The sequence below is a fragment of the Lysobacter ciconiae genome, assembly GCF_015209725.1.
Taxonomy (GTDB): domain Bacteria; phylum Pseudomonadota; class Gammaproteobacteria; order Xanthomonadales; family Xanthomonadaceae; genus Novilysobacter; species Novilysobacter ciconiae.
The window spans coordinates 709,047-735,084 of sequence record NZ_CP063656.1; the positions used below are offsets into that span (position 1 = coordinate 709,047).

Below are 26,038 nucleotides of genomic sequence, written 5' to 3' on the forward strand. Positions count from 1 at the left end.
CGGGTTTGTTACGCTCGGCCGCTGCCACCGGGGAGTGCACTGATGACCGATTCCACGCCTGACACCGCGCCGCGGACCCGCATGCCGCTGCACTGGAAGATGGCGATCGGCTTCGCGTCCGGCCTGCTGCTGGGGCTGCTGGTGTACTCGGCCCAGGTGCCGGGCGCTGACGTATTCATGCGCTACGTCACCGACCCCGTCGGCCAGCTGTTCCTGCGATTGCTGTTCATGCTGGTGATCCCGTTGATCTTCTCCGCACTGGTGCTGGGCGTGGTGGAGATCGGCGATCCCGAGTCGCTGGGCCGGATCGGCCTGAAGACGCTGCTCTACATCCTGGTGGTCACCGCGATCGCCGTCGCCATCGGCATGCTGATGGTCAACGTGTTCCAGCCGGGCGCGGGCATGTCACGCGAGGTCGGCGAGGCGCTGATGGCGCGCGAATCCGAGGCCAGCGCGGCGATCATGACCCACCGCGAGTCGCTGTCGGGCATCGACATCCTGCTCAACATCGTGCCCCGCAACCCGGTGCAGGCGGCCGCCGACGGCGAGCTGATCTCGGTGATGTTCTTCGCGCTGATGTTCGGTATCGCCGCGACGGTGATGCGCACGCCGGGCGTCAACGCGTTTGTCGGCACCGTGCAGGGCACCTACGAGATCAGCCTGAAACTGATCGACTGGGTGATCCGGACCGCGCCCTACGCGGTTTTCGCGCTGATGTTCAGCCTGGCGGCGAAGGTCGGGCTTACCGCGCTCAAGCCGCTGGCGATGTACGTGCTGGTGGCGGCCGGCGCGATGGCGCTGCACATGGTGGTCGTGTTCCCGCTGCTGCTGCGCTTCGTGGGCGGCATGTCGCCGCTGTTCTTCTTCCGTCGCGCCCAACTGGCGATGTTGACCGCGTTCTCGACCTCGTCCTCCAGCGCGACCCTGCCGACCACCCTGCGCGTGGCCGAGGAGGAGCTGGCAACGCCGCGGCGGATCGGCCGGTTCGTCTGCACGCTGGGCGCGACCGCCAACATGAACGGCACGGCCCTGTTCGAAGGCGTGACGGTGCTGTTCCTGGCGCAGTTTTTCCTGATCGACCTCAGCCTGGGCCAGCAGGTCCTGATCGTGCTGATGTGCGTGCTCGGTGGGGTCGGCGCCGCCGGCGTGCCGGGCGGTTCGCTTCCGGTCATCGCGATGATCCTGGTGATGTTCGGGATTCCCCCTGAAGGGCTGGGGCTGATCCTGGGAGTCGACCGCTTCCTCGACATGTGCCGGACCTGCGTCAACGTCACCGGCGATCTGGTCGGCACCGTGGTGATTTCACACAGCGAGGCGGGCAGGGCCCACGTCGAACTGCCCGAGTGAGGGCGCGTTTGGCCGCGCGCGCGGAACCGGCGACAATGGGCGACTGCCCTGCAGCGAGTCTGCAAGGGCCGCCCCCCATTCCTGGATCCGCCATGCCCACGCCCAGCCGCCGCGACCTTGCCAACGCCATCCGTTTCCTCGCCATCGACGCCGTCCAGGCGGCCAACTCCGGCCATCCGGGCATGCCGATGGGCATGGCCGACATCGCCGAGGTGCTCTGGAACGACTACCTGAGCCACAACCCGGCCAACCCGGGCTGGTTCAACCGCGACCGCTTCGTGCTGTCCAACGGCCACGGCTCGATGCTGCAGTACGCGCTGCTGCACCTGTCGGGCTATGACCTCTCGATCGAGGACCTGAAGCAGTTCCGCCAGCTCGAATCGCGCACGCCGGGCCATCCGGAAAACTTCATGACCCCGGGCGTGGAAACGACCACCGGTCCGCTGGGCCAGGGCCTGGCCAACGCGGTCGGCATGGCGCTGGCCGAGAAGCTGCTCGCGCAGCGCTTCAACCGGCCCGAGCACGCCATCGTCGACCACCGCACCTGGGTCTTCATGGGCGATGGCTGCCTGATGGAGGGCATCTCGCACGAGGCCGCATCGCTCGCCGGCACCTGGGGGCTGAACAAGCTGGTCGCGTTCTGGGACGACAACCACATCAGCATCGACGGCGACACCGCCGGCTGGTTCACCGACGACACGCCGGCGCGCTTCGAGGCGTACGGCTGGAACGTGGTGCGCGGCGTCGACGGCCACGATGCGGACGCGATCAAGCGCGCGATCGATGAGGCGCTGTTGAGCAGCGACAAGCCCACCCTGCTGTGCTGCCGGACCACGATTGGTTATGGCTCGCCGAAGAAGGCCGGCAGCGAGTCCAGCCACGGCTCGCCGCTGGGCGCGGATGAAATCGTCGCCACCCGCAAGGCGCTGGGCTGGGGGCACGGCGCGTTCGAGATTCCGGACGAGATCTACGAGGGTTGGCGCGTGGGCGGAGTCGGCAGGTTCCGCGAGGATCAGTGGAACGAGGCCTTCGACCACTACGCGACCCGTTTCCCCCTCGAGGCCGCGGAGCTGGTCCGCCGCTCGCACGGCGAACTGCCCGACGATTTCGCCGAGGCCGCCGATGCGTTCATCGCCAAGCTGCAGGCCGACGGCCCGGTGATCGCTTCGCGCAAGGCATCGCAGAACGCGATCGAGGCGTTCGCGCCGCACCTGCCCGAGCTGGTCGGTGGTTCAGCGGATCTGGCCGGTTCCAACCTGACCCTGTGGAGCGGCAGCAAGTCGGTCACCGGCGATGACCGCGACGCCAACTACATCTATTACGGTGTGCGCGAGTTCGCGATGACCGCGATCAGCAACGGCCTTAGCGTGCACGGCGGCTTCATTCCGTACGACGCGACCTTCCTGGTGTTCAGCGACTATGCGCGCAACGCGGTGCGCATGAGCGCGCTGATGGGCGCGCGCGCCATCCACGTCTACACCCATGACTCCATTGGTCTGGGCGAGGACGGCCCGACCCACCAGCCGATCGAGCACCTGGCCAGCCTGCGTTACATCCCCAACAACGATGTCTGGCGCCCCTGCGATGCGGTGGAATCCGCGGTCGCCTGGAAGGCGGCGATCGAGCGGGTTGACGGTCCCAGCTGCCTGGTGTTCTCGCGTCAGAACCTGGACCACCAGCCGCGCGACAACGCCCAGCTGGGCGACATTGCCCGCGGCGGTTACGTGCTGCGCGACGGCGGCGCCGACCCGGAGCTGATCCTGATCGCGACCGGTTCGGAAGTCGGCCTGGCGATGAAGGCGGCCGAGGAACTGGGCGACGCGGTGCGCGTGGTGTCCATGCCCTCCACCGACGTCTTCGACCGCCAGGACGAGGAGTACCGCGAATCGGTGCTGCCGCGCGGCTGCCGCAAGCGCGTGGCGATCGAGGCCGGGGTAACGGACTTCTGGGCCAAGTATGTCGGCCTGGATGGCGCGGTGATCGGCATCGACACCTTCGGCGCGAGTGCACCGGCGGACAAGCTGTTCCCGCACTTCGGATTCACCGTCGACCACGTCGTTCGGGCGGCGCGCGCGCTGGGCTGAGCGCTTCCCGCGACCGGGCGCGTCCGGGACCCGGAGGCGCCCGGTGCAATGCCCGGTCGGGCATTGCCGCATTGGCTGCGTGGCGGGTTCAAAATTCCGCTTGACGTCATCGTTTACATTCGTAATCTGGAGAAAAGATTACGGGCGTAAACAATGCAGATCAGCGAAGCCGAATCGGTCGTCATGGAAGTCCTCTGGCAGCAGCAGCCGCTGGCGGCCGAGGACGTGGTCGCCGCCCTGAGCCCCAGCCAGGACTGGCAGGAGGCGACCATCAAGACCCTGCTCAACCGCCTGCTCAACAAGGGCGCGATCAGCGCGAGCAAGGAGGGCCGGCGGTACCTCTACTCGCCGGTGCTGCAGCGCGCCGACTGGGTGAACACGGAAAGCTCGGGATTGCTTGACCGCCTGTTCGATGGCCGCATCGCGCCGCTGGTGGCTCACTTCAGCGCCCACCGCAAGCTCACTGCCGAGGACGTCTCGCAGCTTCGTGAACTGCTGGCGGAGATCGACGATGAGCGCCGCTGAGTTCGCGATGCTGCTGGGCCGCGCCGCGCTCGCCTCCAGCGTCGCGATCGCTCTGGTGTGGCTCCTGCGCCGCCCGCTGCGGCGGGGATTCGGCGCCGCCAGTGCCTATGCCGCCTGGCTCGCGGTGCCCGCGTCTTTGGTCGCAGTCCTCGCGCCCCTGGCGGGATTCTCGCTGCAACCGCACTGGATCGGCGCTCTGGCCGCGCTTCCGACTGCCGCAACGGCAGCCCCCGCATCGCCATCTCCCGTCGACCCGGCAGAACTCCTGCTTGCGATCTGGATCGCCGGCGTGGCCGCGATGGCGGTGCACTTTGCCCTCCAGCAACGGCGCTTTCACCGTGCGCTGGGCCACGTGCACGAGCGCGCCGACGGTACCCGGCAGGCGAGCGTGGCCGAGGGCCTGCCGGCGGCGATGGGCCTGTGGCGGCCAAGGATCGTGGTGCCGCTGGACTTCGACCAACGCTACAACGACGAGCAACGCGAGTTGATGCGTGCCCACGAGTCCACCCACATCCGTCGCGGCGATCTGCAGGTCAACGCGTTTGCCGCCGGCCTGCGCTGCCTGTTCTGGTTCAACCCGCTGGTGCACGTTGCGGCGGTGCATTTCCGCCACGACCAGCAGCTGGCCTGCGATCAGCGCGTGATGGCCCGATACCCGCAATCGCGCCGCGCCTATGGCGAGGCGATGTTGAAGACCCAGCTGGCCGGTCAGCCCCTGCCGCTGGGATGCCACTGGGGCTACAGCCATCCACTCAAGGAGAGAATCGAGATGCTCAAGCAACCCGTTGTTGGACTGCCCCGCTGGATCGCCGGCACCGTCGCGGTCACCGCGCTCACCCTGGCCATGGGCGTCGGCGCCTGGGCCGCGCAGCCGGGGGGTTCGCAGACCATTGGCGATATCCGTCCTGGCGGGAGGATGCCGCCACCACGCTATCCGGCGGGCGCGGCGGAGCAGGGGATCGGCGGCAAGGTGGTGCTGCTCCTCCAGCTCGACGCGCGGGGAAAAGTTTCCGCGGTCGAGGTGGAAAGCTCGCAGCCGGCCGGCGTGTTTGATCAGGCAGCGATCGACGCCGCGCGCAACTGGACCCTCAACCCGCCGATGCAGGACGGCAAGCCGGTCGCGGGCAAGGTCCGGGTGCCGGTCTCGTTCGAGCCGGATCCGCCGGCACCGCCGGCACCCCCGGCGGCGCCAAAAGCTCCGCCTGCGCCCGCGGCTGGCCCGGGCGCAGGGCCAGCGCCTCCTGCACCCGCTGCGCCTCCCGCACCACCTTCGCCTCCTGCCCCGCCTGCAGACCCCATCGGCTGACCGGCGCTAGGCACGTGCACCAGCCTTCGCGGGAGCGTTGAGTGCCGACTACAACCCGTCGGCAGGCGGTTCCAGCTGCAATGGGGTGCACAGATGACGGCGACCGCCGGCACCTGCCGGGGGCAGGCGGCCGCCGCGGATATTTACCTGCAGCGAGGGATACAGCAGCTTGGGCGCGGCGAGGCCGGCGTCCCGTTCGGCGCGGACCCTGCGGAACGCCTCCAGCGAGGTGTCCGCTGAAAGCAGGCGGTTGTCGCGGCGCGATTCCTCCACGGTGACGCTGGCACGCCGCTCGCGTCCTTCCGGCGGGTAGTCGTGGCACAGCCACATGACGGTGTCTCCCGGCAGCGCGTGCAGGCGGGTGATGGACGCGTACAGCTGATCGATGCTGCCGCCGGGAAAATCGCAGCGCGCGGTGCCCAAGTCGGGTGCAAACAGCGTATCGCCGACGAACACGTTGTCGCCGATGCGATAGCTCAGGCTGTCGGCGGTGTGTCCGGGCGTCGCCATCACCTCGATCGACAGCGCGCCGGCGCTGAACACCTCGCCGTCGGCGAGCAACCGATCGAACGCGCCCGTCAGCGCCGGGTCGGCGCGGTCCATCGCGAACACGGACGAGAAGTGATCCTGCACCGAGGCGATGCCGCTGCCGATGGCGACGGGAACGTCCAGCCGGGCGCGCAGGAACGCGGCCGAACTCAGGTGGTCCGCGTGGGCATGGGTCTCCAGGATGAAATGCACGCGCAGATCGTTGGCGGCAATGAACTCGAGCACGTCGCGCGCTGAATCGGTCCGGATCCGGCCCGAGCGCTGCTCGTAGTCGAGCACCGGATCAATCACCACCGCATCGCGGCCCTCATGGACGACGTAGGTCCAGGTGCCGGTCGACTCGTGGAAAAGCGGTTCCACCTGTGGCTTGGAAGTCATCGGCTCTCTCCGTTTGGGGCGGCGTCCACGGCGCAGAAGATCCCGTGCAGGGTGTCGATGATCTGCCGTGCGGGGCCGTCGCTGAGCGAGTAATAGATGGTTTGCGCGTCACGACGGGTGCGCACCAGCCCGTCCGCGCGCAGAAGCGCGAGGTGTTGCGACAACGCCGACTGGCTGAGGTCGAGCTGGTTGTTGAGCTCGCTGACCGATTGCTCGCCGGCAACCAGCATGCACAGCAGCATCAGGCGGTTCTCGTTGCCGAGGGCCTTCAACAGCCGCACCGCGTCGCCTGCGTGGCTGCGCATGGCGTCCGGATCGATCGCGGCCATGGACTCGGTAGCCTCGGGCATTCGTGCCGCGCGCATCGACTGCTGACTCAACGCGTCGTCACCGGAAGGCCGGCGTCGGTCCATCCGGTGATGCCCCCGCTGATCGAGCGCACGTCGGTGAAACCCATGCGCTGCAGGCTCACTGCCGACAACGCGGCGCGGCCGCCGGTCCGGCAATACACCACGATCGGGCAGGACTTGGAGGACAGCGCCGGGTCGCTGGCATTGGCGACGGCGGGGTGGGCGTCGACCTGAAATTCGAGCACCCCGCGCGGAATATTGATGGCATCGGCGATGTGGCCGGTCTGGTATTCGGCCGGTTCACGGACGTCGATCAGCACCGCGCTGCCCCGAAGGGCGGCCAGATCGCCTGGTGCGACTTCACGGATCTGCTTGCGGGCTTCTTCCACAAGCTGGTTGGCGGTCAGGTGCATGGCAGTTTTCCACGGGGCGGGAGCGCCACCATATCACTTGACGCTAATATAAGTAAAGGCTAATGTGTTGCGGCGCCGTGCTCACGCCGGTAGTGATTTCATTGCTCTACAGCACCTGCTGCCGTGGCAGCGGCGAAAGGAGGACCACGCATGATTTCTTCAACCACCGACAATGCACCCGGGCCGGTGCTGGTCGTTTGCCCCCATTGCCATTCACCCAACCGGGTGCCGAACGCTCGACTGGCCGAGGCGCCGTCGTGTGGTCGCTGCCAGAAGCCGCTGTTTGACGGCAAGCCGGTGAGTCTGGGAGTGGATCATTTCACCGCCCACATCAGTCGCGGCGGCCTCCCCGTGCTGGTCGATTTCTGGGCGCCGTGGTGCGGCCCCTGCAAGGTGATGGCGCCGCAGTTCGAGCTCGCCGCCGCCGAGCTGGAGCCGCACGTGCGCCTGGCCAAGGTCGACACCCAGAGCGAGCCCACCCTGGCCCAGCGGTACGCCATCCGCAGCATCCCCACCCTGGCCTTGTTCAAGGGCGGCCGTGAGCTGGCGCGGCAGGCCGGGGCAATGTCGGCGGCTGACATCGTGCGTTGGACGCGGCAGCACCTGCCGGCGTGAAGCCTGTCGCGCAGACGGGACAGATGGCGGCGATGGGGCCATCATCGACCGATGTTCAGCGAGGACGAATTGAAATGAAGCAGCCGTTTTGCAATGCCGTGGCGTTCCGTTCCGTCACCATCGCCGTGCTGACGGCGCTATCGCTGACCGCCTGCGGCTACGGCGATCGTGTCGACGCGGCGGACGCTGCGGGACCGGTCCAGGCGTCCGCGAATGCGGGCGACACCACTGCGGATCCGAACGACGCGGTTTCCACGGACGCGACACCCGAGGTGCGGTCACTGGAGGCGGCGATTTCCGGCCTGCACCAGCCGCGGCCCGGCCTCTACACCGCAGGCCAACCGGAGGACACGGCGTGGCGGGCAGCCGCCGAGGACGGCGTCACCACGGTGATCAACCTGCGGCCGGCGGCCGAGATGGGCGAACGCGACGAGGCGACCGAGGTCGCCGCCGCCGGCATGGCCTATCACCGGCTTCCGGTCGCCGGCGCCAGCGACATCAGCATGGCCAACGCCATCGAACTGCGGCGCCTGATAAACGAGGCGCCCGGTCCAGTGCTGGTCCACTGTGCGTCAGGCAACCGGGTCGGGGCATTGCTGGCGCTGGGTGAGCTGGAGAGCGGTGTCGACGCGGAGCAGGCCGTAGCCTTTGGCCGCAGCGCAGGACTGGCCAGCCTGGAGCCGCGCGTGCGCGAAGTGATCGAAACTACCCGCGCGGAAACCTGCGAGGCCGACGCCACCTGCTGACTCGTCTGGCCTAGTCCGCCTGCGGAGCCTCGCCCGGCCGCCCCACCGGTGGCGCCGGATCAAAGATCGCGTTGAGCACGACGGCCAGGCGCGCGCCACCCAGGCGCAGTTGCGTCTCGGCCACGGGTAGCCAGGACCGCACGTAGTCGTCACTGATCTTGCGGTCCTTCGGATAGAACCCCGGTTTGACGACGATCGCGCAGGACTGCTCGGCCCAGGTCGCGGCGCGCAGGGCGAGCGGACCGGTCGCCGGTAGCGCGGTCGGCGAAGCCACGGGCATCGCGCGCAGCCGCTCGAGATACTGGACGTCATTGAGCCGGTTCGTGCCCAGCAGGCCGCTGTCCCACAGCTGGTGCAGGTTGCTGCCCTTGCCGTCGAGATTGACCTGGTAGGTGTTGCCGCCCTTGTCTTCGGCGTGGCCGGCGTGCAGTGGCTGGTGGATGTCGCCGACGAAGTGCACCAGGAACTTCAGTGCCTGCGTCCGGGTGGCCGACGGCAGGCTCTCGTCCGCCAGCAGCGCGGCCTGGGCCGGGATCGCTGCGACCACGCAATTGCCCTCGGGGCAGTCGCGCGGCGCCACATAGACACACTGGTCGCCGCCGATGTTGACGTAATGCCAGGCCGAGCTGCGCCGTCCCAGGTCCGGGTCGGACGCGCGCAGGCGGTCGGCCCAGTTGGCGATGCCGGGCAGGGTGGGTTCGGGCTCGCCGAGCAGCAGCGGCGTGATCCGCGCCTGCGCCTGCGGGGTGAGTTGTTCCCAGGCCAGCTCGGCGACCAGGCGATGGCCTTGCGGGCCCCACGCGGCGGCCACCGCGGGAAGAAGAAGGGCGAGCGCGAGGATGCCGTATCGGATAGTGCGGAAAGCGATGCATGGATTCATGGCGACAGGATAGCTGCAGCGCAGCAGAAAGGCCTCGCCGCGCGACGACGGCCCGCATGCGCAGGAATTCTCCGACTCGCCTGCGCAGTTGCCGCGCGCGCCGCTGCCGGCCGGGTCCGGCGCGGATGGGCTAAAATGGGGGGCTTTATTCCCTCATGTGCCCGTCAGGAGCCCTGCAATGGCGATCAAGGTTGGTATCAACGGTTTTGGCCGTATCGGACGCAACGTCCTGCGTTCGGCGATTGAGAATTTCGGCGACGACATCGAAGTGGTCGCGATCAACGACCTGCTGGAGCCGGATTACCTGGCCTACATGCTGCAGTACGACTCTGTGCATGGCCGCTTCAAGGGCGACGTCAAGGTCGACGGCGACAACATCATCGTCAACGGCAAGCAGATCCGCCTGACCCAGGAGCGCGATCCGGCCAACCTGAAGTGGGGCGAGGTCGACGTGGACGTGGTGATCGAGTCCACCGGCCTGTTCCTGACCAAGGAAAGCGCGCAGAAGCACATCGACGCGGGCGCAAAGAAGGTCATCCTGTCGGCGCCGTCCAAGGACGACACCCCGATGTTCGTCTTCGGCGTCAACGACAAGACCTACAAGGGCGAGGCGATCGTTTCCAACGCCTCGTGCACCACCAACTGCCTGGCGCCGGTGGCCAAGGTGCTCAACGACAAGTGGGGCATCAAGCGCGGCCTGATGACCACCGTGCACGCGGCGACCGCGAGCCAGAAGGTCGTCGACGGCCCGTCCAACAAGGACTGGCGCGGCGGCCGCGGCATCCTGGAGAACATCATCCCGTCCTCCACGGGTGCGGCCAAGGCGGTCGGCGTGGTGATTCCCGAGCTCAACAAGAAGCTGACCGGCATGAGCTTCCGCGTGCCGACCTCCGACGTGTCCGTGGTCGACCTCACCGTCGAGCTGGAGAAGGGCGCGAGCTACGAGGAGATCTGCGCGGAGATGAAGTCGCAGTCCGAAGGCGCGCTCAAGGGCATCCTGGGCTACACCACCGACATGGTCGTGGCGACCGATTTCCGGGGCGATACCCGCACCTCGATCTTCGATGCCGGCGCCGGCATCGCGCTGGACGACACCTTCGTCAAGCTGGTGGCCTGGTACGACAACGAATGGGGCTACTCCAACAAGTGCCTGGAGATGGTCAAGGTGGTGGCGAAGTAATCCGCGCCATAGCCGTCTGCGTCGAAAAAGCCGGGCATCGCGCCCGGCTTTTTTATGCCTGCGGAACGCTGCGCGCAGACACCTGTACTGAAAGTCCGGCGCGATGGGGCGGGATGCAGCGCCTTTTGTCGACTACCACTCGCGCTTCAGCAGCGGGAGCTTGTCGGGGACGCCATCCCATTTCTCGGCATCCTCCAGCGGCTCTTTCTTGCGGTCGATCACCGGCCACAGCGGTGCCAGCTCGGCGTTGATGGCCAGGAAGTGCTCCTGCCCGAGCGGCACGTCGTCCTCGGGATAGATCGCGCCGACCGGGCATTCGTCGACGCACAGGGTGCAGTCGATGCACTCCTCCGGATCGATCACCAGGAAGTTGGGTCCCTCGTGGAAGCAGTCGACCGGGCACACCTCGACACAGTCGGTGTGCTTGCAGTTGATGCAGTTTTCAGTGACGACGTGGGTCATGCGGATTCCAATCGTATTGCTTGCGGCAGCGCCATTGTCTCGCGGATCCAACTTCGCTGCCCCTGACCTGGATCAAGGCGCCGGAGTGCGGCGGTGCGGACAATGGCCGCCATCACCCCACCATATGGAGTCAGTACCGATGATCCGCAAGCTTTCCGCTGTTGCCCTGTTCGCCGTGGCCGGCGCGTTCGCCCTGCCGGCGACGGCCGCCGACTGCGCTGCCACGGTCGACAGCACCGATGCGATGCAGTTCACCACCAAGAGCCTGACGGTGCCCGCGTCGTGCAAGGAGTTCAAGGTCACCCTGAAGCACGTGGGCAAGCTGCCCAAGGCCGCAATGGGCCACAACTTCGTGCTCAGCAAGCCCGCCGACGTCAATGCGATCAACGCCGACGGCATGAAGGCCGGCGCCGACGCCGACTACGTCAAGGCCGGCGATACCCGCGTGATCGCGGCCAGCAAGCTGATCGGCGGCGGCGAATCGACCACCGTCACGATCCCGGTAGCCAAGCTGAAGGCGGGAGAGGATTACACCTACTTCTGCTCCTTCCCGGGCCACGCCGCGCTGATGAAGGGCACCTTGACTCTGGCCAAGTAAGCCACCATCTGTAACAAGGGCGGCCCTGGCGGTCGCCCTTTTTCGTTTCAGGGTCCAGATACCGCTCATGTCACGCGAAACCACCCAACTTACCGAGCAGCAGCTGGCCGACCTGGTCGATCGGTTCTACGACAGGATCCAGGTGCATCCCACGCTGGGGCCGGTCTTCAACGCCGCCGTCGACGATTGGCCGGCACACAAGGAACTGCTGACCTCGTTCTGGTCCTCCGTCGCGCTGGGCACGCGCAGCTACCGTGGCAATCCGATGGCGCAGCACCGCGGCCACGCCATCCACGCCGGCCATTTCGACGAGTGGCTGGCGCTGTGGCGCGAAACCGCGGATGAAGTCCTCGACGCCGAACACGCCGCGCTGGTCCACGAGTACGCCAAACGCATCGGCCGCAGCCTGAAGTACGGTCTGGGCCTGCAGGAAGGCGTGCGATCGCTGGAGCTGCCGATCGTCGGCGCTTGAGCGGTTCCGGCGATGGCTGGCATCGCCGGGTCGCGAGCAGCGCTGCGCGCTGTGATCACGCGTCCCGGCAGCTGGATGCATCAGCCCCGCTCGTGGGCGGCAGCAGTGCCGGCACGGGCGTCGGTTGGCCGGCGGCGTTCAGGGCGACCATCGTGAAGCGTCCCCGGGTTGCCAGCAGCGCCTCGCCCGAGTGCAGGTCCTCGCTGTGCATTTCCACCTCGACCTGCAGTGACGTGCGGCCGGTTGCCACGATCCGCGCGACCAGTTGCACCAGCGCGCCCTGGTTGACCGCGGTATGAAAGTCGACCTGCTCCGAGCGTGCGGTCACCACGGTGCAGCGGGCGTAGCGGGAGGCGGCGATGAACGCGGCCTTGTCCATCCACGCCAACGCCTGCCCGCCAAACAGGGTGCCGAGGTGATTGGTGTGGTCGGGGAAGACGATCTCGGTCATCCGCGCTTCGGTCGCGGGCATCGTCCCGTCAGTCATCGCGTTCAAAATGCGGCGTCAAAGGCGACTTCGCCTTCCACGCCGACCTGGTAGGCCGACACGCGACGCTCGAAGAAGTTGGTCACTTCCTGCACGTCCTGCAGGTCCATGAAACCGAACGGATTGCTCGCGCCGAAATGGCGCGGCATGCCCAGCTGGCCCAGGCGCTGGTCGGCGCAGTATTCCAGGTACTGGCGCATGTCCTTCAGCGACAGCCCGGCCACGCCGCCCGACAGGGTGTCGCAGGCGAACTGCATCTCGCACTCCACCGCCTCGGTGAGCATCTGAACCACCTCGTCCTGCAGGGCCTCATCGAACAGGTCGGGCTCCTCCTTGCGGACGGTGCGGATGACCTCGAAGGCGAACGCCATATGGCAGCTCTCGTCGCGGAACACCCAGTTGGTGCCCGAGGCCAGGCCGTGCAGCAGTCCGCGCGAGCGCAGGTAGTAGACGTAGGCGAAGGCGCCGAAGAAGAACAGGCCCTCGATGCAGGCGGCGAAGCAGATCAGGTTGAGCAGGAACTGGCGCCGCTGCGCACGCGTCTCGATGCGCTTGAGGTCCTGGATGGAGTCGATCCACTTGAAGCAGAACTCGGCCTTGGCGCGGATCGAGGGAATGTTTTCCACCGCGGCGAACGCCTGCGTGCGGGCCTTGTCGTCGGGCAGGTAGGTGTCCAGCAGGGTGAGGTAGAACTGCACGTGCAGCGCCTCCTCATACAGCTGGCGTGAAAGGTACATGCGCGCTTCGGGCGCGTTGATGTGCTGGTAGAGGTTGAGCACCAGGTTGTTGGCGACGATCGAATCGCCGGTCGCGAAGAACGCGACCAGGCGCTCGACCAGGTGGCGCTCGGCCGGTCCGAGCTTGCCGCGCAGGTCGTTGACGTCCAGCGAGAAGTCGATTTCCTCCACCGTCCAGGTGTTGCGGATCGCATCGCGGTACATCGCGTAGAACTGCGGGTAGCGCATTGGGCGCAGGGTGAGGTCGAAGCCGGGGTGGAGCAGGTGTTGGGTGGTCATGCGTATTCCTTGCAGATGCGGGGGTTGCGGCGGGGCCTACTGGCAGGACTCGCAGCTCTCGGGGTTTTCCAGTGAGCAGGCGATCGCGTCGGCGTCGGGCGTCGGGGCGGCGGCGGGCGCCGGGGCGCTGACGGTGGACTTGGCGATCCGGGTCGCAGGCCGCGAGCGCAGGTAGTAGGTCGTCTTCAGACCCTGCTTCCACGCGTACATGTACATCGACGCCAGCTGGCCGATGTTCGGGCTCTCGATAAACAGGTTCAGCGACTGGCTCTGGTCGATGAAGGCGCCGCGGTCGGCGGCCATGTCGATCAGCGAGCGCATCGGCAGCTCCCAGGCGGTGCGGTAGACCTGGCGCAGTGTGTCCGGGATCGCTGTGATGCCCTGGATCGAGCCGTCGGCCATCTTCACCGCGTCGCGCAGCTCTGCCGTCCACAGGCCCAGCGTCTTGAGCTCCTCGACAAGGTATTTGTTGATCACCAGGAAGTCGCCCGACAGCGTTTCGCGCTTGAACAGGTTGGACACCTGCGGCTCGATGCATTCGTAGCAGCCAGCGATCGAGGCGATCGTCGCCGTCGGCGCGATGGCGATCAGCAATGAGTTGCGCAGGCCGTGCTCGCGGATGCGCGCGCGCAGCTCGTCCCAGCGCGCGGGATCGGACGGCGCGACGTTCCAGGCGTCGAACTGCAGCTCGCCGAGCGACGCGCGGGTGTCGGCGAAGGACGGGTGCGGGGCCTGCTCCACGGCCAGTTCGCAGGAGGCGGACAGGGCGTGGAAATAGATCTCCTCGGCGATGCGCTGCGAGAGCGCGCGGGCCGGCTCGGAATCAAACGGCAGGCGCAGCTTGAAGAACACGTCCTGCAGGCCCATCGCCCCCAGACCGACCGGGCGCCACTTCAGGTTCGCGTGGCGGGCGGTGTCGATGGGGTAGAAGTTCAGGTCGATCACGCGGTCGAGCTGGCGCACGGCCAGTCGCACGGTTTCGGCGAGCTTGTCGAAGTCGAACCGGGCCAGGTCGCCGACGCTGCCGTCCTCGACGTGGTGGGCCAGGTTGATCGAGCCCAGGTTGCAGACCGCCGTCTCGTCCTGCGAAGTGACCTCCAGGATCTCGGTGCACAGGTTGGACAGATGCACCACGTTGCCCTCGCGCAGGGTCTGGTTGCACGCGCGGTTGGACTTGTCCTTGAAGTTCATCCAGCCGTTGCCGGTCTGGGCCAGCGTGCGGATCATGCGGGTGTACAGGTCGCGTGCCTTGACCTGTCGCGTCGCCAGCCCGGCCGCTTCGGCGACGCGATAGGCCTGATCGAAGGCCTCGCCGAACAGGTCGGTCAGCTGGGTGCCGTGGCGCGCCAGCACGGCCGGATCGAACAGCGACCACATTGCGTCGGCCTCGACCCGGCGCATGAACTCGTCCGGGATCCAGTTGGCCAGGTTGAGGTTGTGGGTGCGCCGGGCATCCTCGCCGGTGTTGTCGCGCAGCTCCAGGAACTCCTCCACGTCGGCGTGCCACGGCTCCAGATACACGCAGGCCGCGCCCTTGCGCTTGCCGCCCTGGTTGACCGCCGCCACCGAGGCGTCCAGCGTTTTCAGCCACGGCACGATGCCGTTGCTGAGGCCGTTGGTGGATCGGATCAGCGAGCCACGCGAGCGCACCCGGCTGTACGACAGGCCGATCCCGCCGCTGAACTTGCTCAGCTTGGCCACGTCCATGTAGCGGCGGTAGATCGCCTCCAGCGAATCCTCCGGCGAGTCCAGCAGGAAGCAGCTGGAGAGCTGCTCGTGGGTGGTGCCGGCGTTGAACAGAGTCGGCGAGCTGGGGATGTAATCCAGCTGGGCCATGCGCCGGTACAGCGCCAGCGCGTCGGCCACGTCCTCGCTCAGGGCGCATGCGATGCGCAGGAAGAACTGCTGCGGCGTCTCGATCACCGTGCGCGCCGTGGGGTGACGCAGAAGGTAGCGGTCATAGACGGTGCGCATGCCGAAATAGTCGAACCGCGCGTTGAGGCCGTTGTCGATCGCGTCGTTGAGCTTGCGCGCGTTGGCCTGCACGAAGTCCATCAGGCGCTGGTTGATCAGGCCCAGGTCGAAGCCGCGCTGGACCGACTGCGAGAACGCGTTGATGTCGATCGCCGCGACCTCCTTCTCGATCACGCCGGCGAGCAGGCGCGCGGCGAGGCGGCCGTACTCGGGCTCCTCGGCGGTGAGCAGAGCGGCGGTGCGGATCGACAGTTCGTCCAGCTCCGACGTGGTCGCGCCGTCGTACAGCCCGGAGATGGTGCGGGTGGCCACGCGCATCGGGTCGACCGCGTAGAGATCCTGGCTGCAGCGCGCAACCGCGCGCACGATCTTGTTCAGGTCCACCGGCTCGCGACCGCCGTTGCGCTTGGTCACGTGCATGCTCATCGCGGTGGCGGGCGGGGTGAGCGAGAAGCCCGGTGAGGCGTCCGGCTGGGCGGCGGTGGGCTCCACGTCGGCGTTGAAATCGGCGGGTGCGGTGGCGAGGTCTGGCTGGGTCATCGAACAGCTCCGGTGCAGGGCGCACGGTCGTCGCCCCTCCCTCGAAGGTCGACGCGCGGAAGCAGTCCACGACACCGGCACCGCGGACAGGCGGCGTCGGACGGCGCGGCCATGCCCCCGCGGGCATCGGGTTTTCGTGAGGAGATCGCGGTGTCGTGCGGCGTCGATCCGACGCGCGCCCACCCGCCGCGTGGACGTGTGGCGACACCGGCCGTCTTCCCCCGAAGACTCGCAGGCCGGTCACCGCGCGGTGTGCTTCGCGCGGCTGTCGGCAGGTCTTCGGGCTCTGGACGCGGATGGCCGTGACCGGCTTTCCACCTACTGGTCGCCGCTTCCCAGGGCAGGGCGCCCCAGTGCAATGACGACGTTCGTTTCCAATTACCGCTGCGGGGCAGCGCCGGATTCCCACCGGCTTCCCGTTTTAAGCCAACCGCGAGGCCGGCACCGACGGACACAACATAGTGGGGGCGGCCGGATCCGTCAACACGACATGTGGGGTTTGCACGCGGATCATTCGATCTGCGCACGCTTCCAATCCCCGCCCCGGCCCGCGACAATGCCGTCCTTCGCCAGCCGGCCATCGCGCCAGGAGTCTTCCGTGTCCATCCTCCGTATGTCCGACCTCGACCTTGCCGGCAAGCGCGTGCTGATCCGCGAGGACCTCAACGTGCCGATCGATGACAACGGTGCGATCACCTCCGACCAGCGCATCACCGCGGCGCTACCCACCCTGCGCCTGGCGCTGGAGAAGGGCGCGGCGGTAATGGTGATGTCCCACCGCGGGCGTCCGACCGAGGGCCAGTGGAGCGAGGCCGATTCGCTGGCGCCGGCGGCGGCGCGGCTGTCGCAGTTGCTGGGCATCGAGGTGCCGCTGGTCAAGGACTGGCTGGACGGCGTCGAGGTCGCACCCGGCCAGCTGGTGCTGCTGGAAAACTGCCGCATGAACGTCGGCGAAAAGGCCGACGACGAGGCGCTCGCCAAGCGCTATGCCGCGCTGTGCGATGTGTTCGTGATGGACGCGTTCGGTACCGCCCATCGCGCGCAGGCATCCACCCATGGCGTGATCCGCCAGGCCAAGGTCGCCGCCGGTGGCCCATTGCTGATGGCCGAGCTGGACGCGCTGGGCAAGGCCCTGCACGAACCCGCGCGGCCGTTGCTGGCCATCGTCGCCGGATCCAAGGTCAGCACCAAGCTGGAACTGCTTTCCTCGCTGGTTGGCAAGGTCGACCAGCTGATCGTCGGCGGCGGCATCGCCAACACCTTCATCGCCGCGATGGGCCACGGGGTGGGCAAGTCGCTGGTGGAGCTGGACCTGCTGGACACCGCCCGCCAGATCATCGACGACGCCAAGGCGCGCGGCGCGGACATTCCGCTGCCCAGCGACGTCGTGGTTGCACCGGACTTTGCGGCCGACGCCCCGGCCACGGTGAAGCCGGTGGACGCGGTCGGCGCCGACGACATGATCCTCGACATCGGGCCGGACACCGCCGCGCGCTACGCGGCGATGATCGCCAAAGCCGGCACCGTGGTCTGGAACGGCCCGGTGGGCGTGTTCGAGTTCGAGGCCTTCAGCCGGGGCACGCAGACGCTGGCCGAGGCGATTGCCGGCAGTGCCGCGTTCTCCATCGCCGGGGGCGGCGACACCCTGGCCGCGGTTGACAAGTACGGCATCGCCGACCGGGTGGATTACATCTCCACCGGTGGCGGCGCGTTCCTGGAGTTCCTGGAAGGCAAGGCGTTGCCGGCCGTCAGCGCCCTGCAGGCGCGCCGCTGACGCGACCACCGCCGCGCCGCTGGAGCGCTTTCCAATCGTGCTAGCGTTCCCGGCTTGACCACGCAGGGAATCGACTCCATGGCCGCGCTGCTGCGACGTACCAAGATCCTCGCCACCCTCGGCCCCGCCACCGACGTGCCCGGCGTGCTGGACTCGCTCATCGCCGCGGGCGTGGACGTGGTCCGGCTGAACTTCTCCCACGGCGATCCCGATTCCCACCACGCCCGCGCCGACGCGGTGCGGGCCGCCGGGCAGCGCCTGGGGCGGGAAGTCGGCATCCTGGTCGACCTGCCCGGCCCGAAAATCCGCATCGGCCATTTCGCCCAGGGCAAGGTCCAGCTGATTGCCGGCGAGCGGTTCGACCTGGTCGCCCGCGAGGACGCCGCGCCGGGAACCGACCAGGAAGTGGGCGTCAGCTACCTTGGCCTGCCGGGCGATGTCGCCCCCGGCGACGTGCTGCTGCTGGACGACGGCATGATGCAGTTGCGGGTGACTTCGGTCGACGGCCAGCGCATCGCCACCCAGGTGCTCAACGACGGCGAGCTCTCGGACCGTAAAGGGCTGAACAAGCAGGGCGGCGGACTGTCACTGGGCGCGCTCACCGAGCACGACGCGGAGCTGATCAAGATCGCCGCGCAGATGGACGCGGACTTCATCGCGGTCTCGTTCTGCCGCACCGCCGAGGACATGCACCAGGCCCGTCGGCTTGCCCGCGCCGCCGGCAGCGATGCCTACCTGGTGGCCAAGATCGAGCGCGCCGAAGCAATCGAGAACCTGGGCGACATCATCGATGCCAGCGACGTGGTGATGGTGGCCCGCGGCGACCTGGGCGTGGAGATCGGCGATGCCGAACTGCCCGGTTTGCAGAAGAAGATCATCCGCGAGTCGCTGGCCCGGCACCGGGTGGTGATCACCGCCACCCAGATGCTGCAGTCGATGGTGGAAAGTCCCATCCCGACGCGGGCCGAGGTGCTGGATGTCGCCAACGCCGTCATCGATGGCACCGATGCGGTGATGCTGTCGGCGGAGTCCGCGGCGGGCCGCTATCCAGTGCGCGCGGTCGAAGCGCTGGCGCGGATCTGCCTGGGCGCGGAGCGCCAGTTCGACCACGACACCGACTTCGAGGCCGCGCCGCGCAACCTGCAGCGCGCCGACCAGGCCATCGCGATGGCGGCGATGTTCGTCTCCGAGCACATCGGGGTGCGCGCCATTGTCGCGATCACCGAATCCGGGGGCACCGCGGGGTTCCTGTCCCGGTTCCGCTCGCCGGTACCGATCTTCGGCCTCTCGCGGCACCCGGGCACCCGCCGCAAGATGGCCCTGATGCGCGGCGTGATCCCGATGGAATTCGACAGCCGCGGCATGGACACCCGCGACGCCGTCCGCAACGGCGTGCACCGGCTGTTCGACGCGGACCAGCTGGCCGTCGGCGAGCGGGTCATCTTCACCAGCGGCGACCACATGGAACATGAGGGCGCGACCAACACCTTGCGTCTGGTGCTGGTGGGCGATGCCGGCAGTTCCGAGGGCCTGGGTGACCTGTAGGAGGCACCTAAGCCACTGTTTCGCAATGGCCTTTGCAGGCGGGCGTGGCCTATACTAACGGGCTAACCCCGTCACTTCTGCAGGAATTCCATGAGCATCGAACAGCTTGCCGACATCGCCCAGGCAATGGTCGCCCCGGGCAAGGGCATCATCGCGATTGACGAGTCCACCGGCACCATCCAGAAGCGTTTCGACGGCGTCGGTGTCGAGTGCACCGAGGAAAACCGCCGCGCCTACCGCGAGATGCTGCTGACCACGCCGAACCTGGGCCAGCACATCTCCGGCGCGATCCTGTTCGACGAGACCCTGCGCCAGTCCACCAGGGACGGCGTGCCGTTCGCCAAGGTGATGATGGACAACGGCATCATCCCCGGCATCAAGGTCGACAAGGGCACCCACGCCCTGGCCGGCTTCCCGGGCGAGGTGGTGACCGAGGGGCTGGACGGCCTGCGCGCCCGCCTGGAGGAGTACTACAAGCTGGGGGCCCGCTTCGCCAAGTGGCGCGCGGTGATCAACATCAGCGACGACATCCCGTCGGGCACCTGCATCGAGGCCAACTCCCACGCGCTGGCGCGCTATGCCGCGCTGTGCCAGGAGCAGGGCCTGGTGCCGATGGTGGAGCCGGAAGTGATCATGGACGGCAACCACGACATCGACACCTGCTACGACGTCACCGAGGTCACCCTGCGCTCGCTGTTCGGCTCGCTGTACGAGCACAACGTGATGCTGGAAGGCACCATCCTGAAGGCCTCGATGGTCCTGCCGGGTTCGACCTGCAGCGATACCGCGTCGGTCGAGGAAGTGGCCGCCGAGACCCTGCGCTGCCTGAAGTCCACCGTGCCGGCGACGCTGCCGGGCATCGTGTTCCTGTCCGGCGGCCAGTCCGACGAGGACGCCACCGCGCACCTCAACGCGATGAACCTCGCCGGCCCGAACCCGTGGCCGCTGTCGTTCTCCTACGGCCGCGCCATGCAGTCCGCGGCGCTGGCGATCTGGGCCAAGGACATCAGTGGCAACATCGGCAAGGCGCAGGAGATGGTGTTCGAGCGCGCCCGCGCCAACGGTCTGGCCGCGCTGGGCGAGTGGAAAGCCTGATCTGACGGTCCAGCACGCGGTGGCCGAGGGTCGCCAACGCTGAGTCGACAACGCCGGCATCTGCCGGCGTTGTTGTTTCCATCGCCACGGAGAGCGATCAGCAGGAGGGCGGGCTCACGGCAGGCCGGCCGCCAGCCACTCGTCATCGGAGCCTTCGTTGATGTCCTCCATCAGGAAGGTGCTCAGGTAGCGCTCGCCGGTGTCGGGCAGCATCGCCAGGATCACCGCGCCTTCCTCGGCCCTGCGCCCGACGTCCAGCGCCGCGGCGACGGTGGCGCCGGCGGAAATGCCGACGAACACGCCTTCTTCCTGCGCCAACCGGCGCGCCGTGTCGCGGCCCACGACGTCGTCCACCGGCAGGATCTCGTCGGCGATGTGCTGGTTCAGTACCTCGGGCAGGAAGTCGGGCGTCCAGCCCTGGATCTTGTGCGGCTGCCACGGATCACCGGCCATCATCGAGGCGCCGGCCGGCTCGCAGGCGACGATGCGGACCTCCGGGCGGGCGCACTTGAGCACCTCGCCGACACCGGTCAGGGTGCCGCCGGTGCCCCAGCCGCTGACAAACGCGTCCAGCCGTCGACCGGCGAAGTCCTGCAGGATCTCGGCGGCGGTCGTCTGGCGGTGCCAGGCGGGATTGGCGGGGTTGGCGAACTGGCTGGCGAGGAACCAGCCGCGCTCCTTGGCCAGTTCTGCGGCCTTGCGCACCATGCCGGTGCCGCGCTCGGCGGCCGGGGTCAGGATGACCTTGGCGCCGTAGGCCCGCATCAGCTTGCGCCGTTCCACCGAGAAGGTTTCCGTCATCACGGCGACGAACTTGTAGCCACGCGCCGCGCAGACCATCGCCAGGGCGACGCCGGTATTGCCCGAGGTGGCCTCGACCACCGTATCGCCGGGTTTGATCAGACCGCGCGTCTCCGCGTCGCGGATGATCGCCAGCGCCAGGCGGTCCTTCACGGAACCGCCCGGATTGAAGGACTCGATCTTGGCGTAGAGTTCGATGCCCGCAGGCGCGAGCCGGTGCAGGCGTACGATCGGCGTACGGCCGATGGTGTCGAGGATGCTGTCGTGGATCATCGGCGTTACCTTCCGCGGAGCATTGCTCCGGTTCCCTGTGACTGACGCCCCAGTGTGCGCCAGGCCACGCGAAAGTCCCCGTGAACGGATGAAACGCTGCATTGCAGGGCTTTGCCTGTTCGGCTGCTTGGCCGGGCGGTGGTCAACCAATGGCCCACGCGCGCGTTGACCGGGCTCACTAGACTTGTCGGTCTGCCTGCGCGTGGCCGCCGCAGCCTCCCCCTTACCCCACTTTTGATCCAACAACGAGACAGCATGCGAATTCCCATCGGACCCCACGTGATCTGCGCGCTCCTGCTTGCCCTGGCGCTGGCGTCCTGCGGGAAGGAGGCGGCGCGCCCGAGCGGCGTCTCGGCGGTGCCGGTGACCACCCAGCAGGTGCGCATGCAGCAGTGGAACGATACCGTGCAGGCGCTGGGGACGGTGAAGGCGCGCGAGTCAGTGACGATCACCGCCAAGGTCACCGAAACCGTCCGCGATGTCCATTTCGACAGTGGCGACCTGGTCCAGGCTGGCGCACCGCTGGTCACCCTGAGCGGCAACCAGCAGCAATCCGCGCTCGCCGAGGCGCAGGCCAGTGCCGCCGAGGCGGACCAGCTGTACCGCCGCATGGCCAAGCTGGGCGAGCAGCAACTGGTGGCCCGCGCGACCCTGGAGACCCAGCGTGCCGTCCGCGACGCCGCGATGGCACGGGTCGACCAGATCCGCGCCCAGCTGTCGGACCGCCAGATACGTGCGCCGTTCGCCGGCGTGCTTGGGCTGCGCCAGGTCAGTCCCGGTGCGCTGGTCACCCCCGGTACCGCGATCGCCACCCTGGACGACACCCAGCGGGTCTACGTCGACTTCCCGGTGCCCGAGCCGGCATTGGCACACTTGGAGGCCGGGCAGGTCCTGCACGCGACCAGCGCGTCGTGGCCGGGCGAGACCTTCGACGGCGTGGTCCAGCTCGTGGACTCGCGGGTGGACCCGTCCACCCGTGCGGTGACAGTGCGCGGCGAGTTCCCCAATGACAGCCGCATGCTGCGTCCGGGCATGCTGATGCAGGTGACGCTGGTGCGCCCGCAACGCCAGGCGCTGCTGGTTCCGGAGATCGCGGTCGTCCAGCTGGGCAACACGTCCTTTGTGTATCGCGTCCGCGCCGACAGCACCGTCGAACGCGCCGACGTGCTGGTCGGCAACCGCCGCCAGGGCATGGCCGAGGTGGTCAGCGGCCTGGAGCCCGGCGACGAGGTGGTGGTCGACGGCACCGGCAAACTGCGCGTTGGCGCCAAGGTCGAGGTGACGGCAACCGGCGAGGTCCCGGTGCCGGCGCAGGATGCCCCCGTCGTCGAGGAAGCTCCCGGAGCGGCCGAAATCGAAGGCTCCACCATCGGGCCCATCGGTGGTGACCGCGCCGGCTCCGCCACGGCGGTGGAAGGCAAATGAGCATCTCCGATCTGGCCATTCGCCGGCCGGTGTTTGCCACGGTGATGAGCCTGCTGTTGATGGTGATCGGGGTGATGACGTTCTCGCGCCTCACCCTTCGCGAGCTGCCGGCGATCGATCCGCCGATCGTCTCGGTCAACGTGAACTATCCCGGCGCCTCGGCGGCGGTGGTGGAGACGCGGATCACCCAGGCGCTGGAAGACGCCCTGTCGGGCATCGAGGGCGTGGAGACGATCCAGTCGCGCAGCGTCAACGGGCGCTCCTCGGTCACCCTGGAGTTCACCTTGGAGCGCGACATCGAGGCGGCCGCCAACGACGTGCGCGACGCGATCAGCAGCGTCGCCAGCCGACTGCCCGACGAGGCCGACGCGCCCCAGGTGCGCAAGGCCGACAGCGATTCGGACACGCTGATCTGGCTCAACATGAGCTCCACCACGATGGACGCGCTGCAGCTGTCGGACTACGCGGAGCGCTACATCGTCGACCGGCTGTCGAGTTTGGACGGCGTCTCCCAGGTCCAGATCGGCGGGCGCCAGCGCTATGCGATGCGGATCTGGCTGGACAGCTCGGCGATGGCCGCGCGCGGCATCACCGCCACCGACATCGAAGCGGCGCTGCGGGCCGAGAACGTCGAGCTGCCGGCGGGCCGGATCGAGTCGGAAACCCGCGACTTCACCCTGCGCGTGGCGCGCCAGTACGAGAAGCCTTCCGACTTTGCCGAGATTCCGATCCGCGAGGGCAGCGACGGCTACGTGGTGCGCATCGGCGATGTCGCCCAAGTCGAGCTGGCCTCGGCCGAGCGCCGCGCCTATTACAAGAGCAACGGCCAGCCCAACGTCGGCCTGGGCGTGGTCAAGACCTCGACCGCCAACGCGCTGGACGTGACCCGCGCGGCGCGCGCGGAAGCCATCGAGATCCAGAAAACCCTGCCCGAAGGCACCGACATCTTCGTCGCCTACGACTCCACGGTGTTCATCGACGAGTCGATCCGGCGCGTCTACCACACGCTGCTGGAGGCGATGGCGCTGGTCCTGCTGGTGATCTGGCTGTTCCTGGGCAGTTTCCGCGCCGCGCTGATCCCGGCGGTCACGGTGCCCGTGTGCCTGATCGCGGCCTTCATCCCGCTGTACCTGTTCGGGTACTCGATCAACCTGCTGACCCTGCTGGCGCTGGTGCTCTCGATCGGGCTGGTGGTGGACGATGCGATCGTTGTGCTGGAGAACATCCAGCGCCGCGCCGACCTCGGTGAGCCGCCGCTGGTCGCGGCGGTGCGCGGGACCAAGCAGGTGGCCTTCGCGGTGATCGCAACCACGACCGTGCTGGTCGCGGTGTTCCTGCCGGTGGGCTTCATGGAAGGCAATACCGGCCGGCTGTTCCGCGAGTTGTCGGTGGCCCTGGCCGGCGCGGTGGCGCTGTCGGCGTTCGTCGCCCTGACGCTGACCCCGATGATGTCCTCCAAGCTGGTGCGTGCGCGCAGCGACGAGCGTTCCAACCCGATCCACCGCTGGAGCAACCGCCAGCTGACCCGCCTCAGCGGGGCCTACCAGGGCTGGCTGGGCCGCCACGTTGGCAAGCGCTGGCTGGTCGGAGGCCTGATGCTCGGTGCGCTGGCGCTGAGCTATGGCCTGATCAAGCTGGTGCCGTCGGAGCTGGCGCCGGCCGAGGACCGCGGCTCGTTCTTCGTCTCGATCATGGGCCCGGAGGGCGCGGGCTTTGACTACACCGTCGGCCAGCTGGAGCAGGTCGAGGCGGTGGTCGCTGCGCACACCGGTGAGGACAAGGCGATCCGCCGCTACAACAGCCGCGCGCCCGGTGGCTGGGGTGCGACCGAGGAGATGCACACCGCCAACGTGATCGTGTTCCTGCAGGACTGGGACCAGCGCGACATGAGCACGGCCGAGGTGGCCGATTCGCTGCGCGCCGACCTGGGCAAGCTGACCGGCGTGCAGGCACAGCCGCGCGTGGGCGGCGGCCTGGTCGGCAGCCGCGGCCAGCCGATCCAGCTCGTCCTGGGCGGCCCGGAGTACGCCGAGATCGCGCAGTGGCGCGACGTGATGATGGAGAAGATGGAGGCCAACCCCGGCCTGTTCTCGGTGGATTCGGACTACAAGGAAACCCGCCCGCAGATGCGCGTGGAGATCGACCGCAAGCGCGCGTCCGACCTGGGCGTCAGCGTGTCGGCCATCGGCCATGCGCTGGAGACGATGATGGGGAGTCGCCGCGTGACCACCTTCGTCCAGGACGGCGAGGAGTACGACGTGCTGGTCCAGGCCGGACGCGATGGTCGCGCTTCGCCTGCCGACCTGTCGGCGATCGAGGTGCGCGGCAAGGACGGCGCGCTGGTGCCGCTGTCCAACTTGGTGACCCTGTCCGAACTGGCCGAGGCGGGCAGCCTGAACCGCTTCGACCGCATGCGGGCGATCACCATCACCGCCGGTCTGGCGCCGGGCTACACGATGGGCGAGGCGCTGGAGTTCCTCAACCAGACGGTGGCGACCACGCTGCCGGACTATGCGCAGGTTGCCTGGAAGGGCGAATCGCGGGAGTACCAGAAGGCCGGCGGCGCGGTGCTGCTGACCTTCGCGCTGGCGCTGCTGGTGGTGTTCCTGGTGCTGGCCGCGCAGTTCGAGAGCTTCATCCATCCCTTCGTGATCATGCTGACGGTGCCCCTGGCGGTGCTGGGCGCGCTGGTCGGCCTGGCAGTAACGGGCGGCACGCTCAATCTGTTCAGCCAGATCGGCATCGTCATGCTGGTCGGACTGGCGGCGAAGAACGGCATCCTGATCGTCGAGTTCGCCAACCAGCTACGCGACTCGGGGCGGACCATCACCGAGGCGATCATCGAGTCGGCCGGCGTGCGCCTGCGGCCCATCCTGATGACCTCCATCGCCACGGCCGTCGGCGCGTTGCCGCTGGTGCTGGCCGGCGGGCCCGGCTCGGCCAGCCGGGCGACCATCGGCGTGGTGATCATGTTTGGCGTGTCGCTGTCCACGCTGCTGTCGCTGTTCGTGGTGCCGGCGTTCTACGTCGTGCTGGCGCCGTTCACGCGCTCGCCGCATGCGGTGTCCAACGAGCTGGATGCGCTGGCGGCGAAGACGCCCGAAGTCGGCGGCCACGCCTGACGCGCAGCAACCCCGGTCGATGGGACCGGGGTTTATCGCGACGGCGGAATACGGTTAAGGTTCCACTCTTGTCGCCGACCA

23 protein-coding genes and 1 riboswitch are annotated in these 26,038 nt (G+C 68.0%); of the genes, 14 read left to right on the forward strand and 9 right to left on the reverse strand.

Annotated features, from left to right (window positions below):
* Positions 1-42 precede the first annotated feature (42 nt).
* The 4 genes from INQ41_RS03200 to INQ41_RS03215 all read left to right on the forward strand — a co-directional run bounded on the left by INQ41_RS03200 (position 43) and on the right by INQ41_RS03215 (position 5,262).
* Positions 43-1,347: a dicarboxylate/amino acid:cation symporter gene (locus INQ41_RS03200; RefSeq protein WP_193986148.1), complete on the forward strand. Its 1,305-nt coding sequence runs from the start codon at positions 43-45 to the stop codon at positions 1,345-1,347.
* Between the two features lie 92 nt (positions 1,348-1,439).
* Positions 1,440-3,431 (forward strand): transketolase, encoded by a 1,992-nt coding sequence (gene tkt / locus INQ41_RS03205; RefSeq protein WP_193986150.1) that lies wholly within the window; start codon positions 1,440-1,442, stop codon positions 3,429-3,431.
* Between the two features lie 153 nt (positions 3,432-3,584).
* Positions 3,585-3,956: a BlaI/MecI/CopY family transcriptional regulator gene (locus INQ41_RS03210; protein WP_193986152.1), complete on the forward strand. Its 372-nt coding sequence runs from the start codon at positions 3,585-3,587 to the stop codon at positions 3,954-3,956.
* Positions 3,943-5,262: a TonB family protein gene (locus INQ41_RS03215; RefSeq protein ID WP_193986154.1), complete on the forward strand. Its 1,320-nt coding sequence runs from the start codon at positions 3,943-3,945 to the stop codon at positions 5,260-5,262. The genes INQ41_RS03210 and INQ41_RS03215 overlap by 14 nt, the downstream gene beginning before the upstream one ends.
* Before the next feature lie 48 nt (positions 5,263-5,310).
* Here the strand turns inward: INQ41_RS03215 and INQ41_RS03220 are convergent, their stop codons facing one another.
* From INQ41_RS03220 to INQ41_RS03230, 3 genes are read right to left on the reverse strand one after another with little or no spacing between them, the layout of a single operon-like run.
* Positions 5,311-6,189: an MBL fold metallo-hydrolase gene (locus INQ41_RS03220; protein WP_193986156.1), complete on the reverse strand. Its 879-nt coding sequence runs from the start codon at positions 6,187-6,189 to the stop codon at positions 5,311-5,313.
* Positions 6,186-6,518 (reverse strand): ArsR/SmtB family transcription factor, encoded by a 333-nt coding sequence (locus INQ41_RS03225; RefSeq protein ID WP_228076688.1) that lies wholly within the window; start codon positions 6,516-6,518, stop codon positions 6,186-6,188. Before INQ41_RS03225 ends, INQ41_RS03220 begins: the two co-directional genes overlap by 4 nt.
* Positions 6,519-6,565: 47 nt before the next feature.
* On the reverse strand, positions 6,566-6,952 hold the full coding sequence (locus tag INQ41_RS03230) for a rhodanese-like domain-containing protein (protein WP_193986157.1): 387 nt from the start codon (positions 6,950-6,952) through the stop codon (positions 6,566-6,568).
* A gap of 150 nt (positions 6,953-7,102) precedes the next feature.
* Here INQ41_RS03230 and trxC point away from each other — a divergent pair, with 150 nt between their 5' ends.
* Both trxC and INQ41_RS03240 read left to right on the forward strand, forming a co-directional pair.
* The gene (trxC, locus tag INQ41_RS03235; RefSeq protein ID WP_193986159.1) at positions 7,103-7,567 is read left to right on the forward strand and encodes a thioredoxin TrxC; all 465 of its coding nucleotides are present in this window, start codon (positions 7,103-7,105) and stop codon (positions 7,565-7,567) included.
* Positions 7,568-7,641: 74 nt separating this feature from the next.
* Positions 7,642-8,313, forward strand: coding sequence for a beta-lactamase hydrolase domain-containing protein (locus INQ41_RS03240; protein WP_193986161.1), 672 nt, complete (start codon positions 7,642-7,644; stop codon positions 8,311-8,313).
* Positions 8,314-8,323: 10 nt separating this feature from the next.
* Here the strand turns inward: INQ41_RS03240 and INQ41_RS03245 are convergent, their stop codons facing one another.
* Positions 8,324-9,193, reverse strand: coding sequence for a S1/P1 nuclease (locus INQ41_RS03245; RefSeq protein WP_193986163.1), 870 nt, complete (start codon positions 9,191-9,193; stop codon positions 8,324-8,326).
* A gap of 178 nt (positions 9,194-9,371) precedes the next feature.
* On the opposite strand from INQ41_RS03245, the gene gap reads away from it, so the two are divergent.
* Complete coding sequence (gap, locus tag INQ41_RS03250; RefSeq protein ID WP_193986165.1) at positions 9,372-10,373, forward strand: type I glyceraldehyde-3-phosphate dehydrogenase; 1,002 nt, start codon at positions 9,372-9,374, stop codon at positions 10,371-10,373.
* A 132-nt stretch (positions 10,374-10,505) separates the two neighbouring features.
* Here the strand turns inward: gap and fdxA are convergent, their stop codons facing one another.
* Positions 10,506-10,835, reverse strand: coding sequence for a ferredoxin FdxA (gene fdxA, locus INQ41_RS03255; protein ID WP_193986167.1), 330 nt, complete (start codon positions 10,833-10,835; stop codon positions 10,506-10,508).
* Positions 10,836-10,974: 139 nt separating this feature from the next.
* On the opposite strand from fdxA, the gene azu reads away from it, so the two are divergent.
* Together azu and INQ41_RS03265 are read left to right on the forward strand one after the other, a co-directional pair.
* Positions 10,975-11,433, forward strand: a complete 459-nt coding sequence (azu, locus tag INQ41_RS03260) for an azurin (RefSeq protein ID WP_193986169.1) — start codon at positions 10,975-10,977, stop codon at positions 11,431-11,433.
* A gap of 67 nt (positions 11,434-11,500) precedes the next feature.
* Positions 11,501-11,905, forward strand: coding sequence for a group III truncated hemoglobin (locus tag INQ41_RS03265; protein WP_193986171.1), 405 nt, complete (start codon positions 11,501-11,503; stop codon positions 11,903-11,905).
* A 55-nt stretch (positions 11,906-11,960) separates the two neighbouring features.
* Here the strand turns inward: INQ41_RS03265 and INQ41_RS03270 are convergent, their stop codons facing one another.
* From INQ41_RS03270 to INQ41_RS03280, 3 genes are read right to left on the reverse strand one after another with little or no spacing between them, the layout of a single operon-like run.
* Positions 11,961-12,392: an acyl-CoA thioesterase gene (locus tag INQ41_RS03270; protein ID WP_193986173.1), complete on the reverse strand. Its 432-nt coding sequence runs from the start codon at positions 12,390-12,392 to the stop codon at positions 11,961-11,963.
* Positions 12,393-12,397: 5 nt separating this feature from the next.
* Positions 12,398-13,408, reverse strand: coding sequence for a ribonucleotide-diphosphate reductase subunit beta (locus INQ41_RS03275; RefSeq protein ID WP_193986174.1), 1,011 nt, complete (start codon positions 13,406-13,408; stop codon positions 12,398-12,400).
* A 36-nt stretch (positions 13,409-13,444) separates the two neighbouring features.
* Positions 13,445-15,802, reverse strand: coding sequence for a ribonucleoside-diphosphate reductase subunit alpha (locus INQ41_RS03280; protein WP_228076767.1), 2,358 nt, complete (start codon positions 15,800-15,802; stop codon positions 13,445-13,447).
* 373 nt (positions 15,803-16,175) lie between these two features.
* A riboswitch (cobalamin riboswitch) is annotated at positions 16,176-16,386 on the reverse strand.
* A gap of 134 nt (positions 16,387-16,520) precedes the next feature.
* Between INQ41_RS03280 and INQ41_RS03285 the strand changes: the two genes are divergently transcribed.
* From INQ41_RS03285 to INQ41_RS03295, 3 genes are all read left to right on the forward strand, one after another.
* Positions 16,521-17,696 (forward strand): phosphoglycerate kinase, encoded by a 1,176-nt coding sequence (locus tag INQ41_RS03285; protein ID WP_193986178.1) that lies wholly within the window; start codon positions 16,521-16,523, stop codon positions 17,694-17,696.
* A gap of 78 nt (positions 17,697-17,774) precedes the next feature.
* A complete protein-coding gene (pyk, locus tag INQ41_RS03290; protein WP_193986180.1) occupies positions 17,775-19,241 on the forward strand; it encodes a pyruvate kinase in 1,467 nt (488 codons plus the stop codon).
* 90 nt (positions 19,242-19,331) lie between these two features.
* Positions 19,332-20,336 carry a class I fructose-bisphosphate aldolase gene (locus INQ41_RS03295; protein WP_193986182.1) on the forward strand — a complete coding sequence of 335 codons (1,005 nt, stop codon included), beginning with the start codon at positions 19,332-19,334 and terminating at the stop codon, positions 20,334-20,336.
* A 114-nt stretch (positions 20,337-20,450) separates the two neighbouring features.
* Here INQ41_RS03295 and cysK read toward each other — a convergent pair whose 3' ends face one another.
* Positions 20,451-21,410, reverse strand: coding sequence for a cysteine synthase A (gene cysK / locus INQ41_RS03300; RefSeq protein WP_193986184.1), 960 nt, complete (start codon positions 21,408-21,410; stop codon positions 20,451-20,453).
* 255 nt (positions 21,411-21,665) lie between these two features.
* Here cysK and INQ41_RS03305 point away from each other — a divergent pair, with 255 nt between their 5' ends.
* Complete coding sequence (locus tag INQ41_RS03305; protein WP_193986185.1) at positions 21,666-22,835, forward strand: efflux RND transporter periplasmic adaptor subunit; 1,170 nt, start codon at positions 21,666-21,668, stop codon at positions 22,833-22,835.
* Entirely contained in the window at positions 22,832-25,957 is a 3,126-nt protein-coding gene (locus INQ41_RS03310; protein ID WP_193986187.1) for an efflux RND transporter permease subunit, read from the forward strand. The genes INQ41_RS03305 and INQ41_RS03310 overlap by 4 nt, the downstream gene beginning before the upstream one ends.
* Positions 25,958-26,038: the final 81 nt, after the last annotated feature.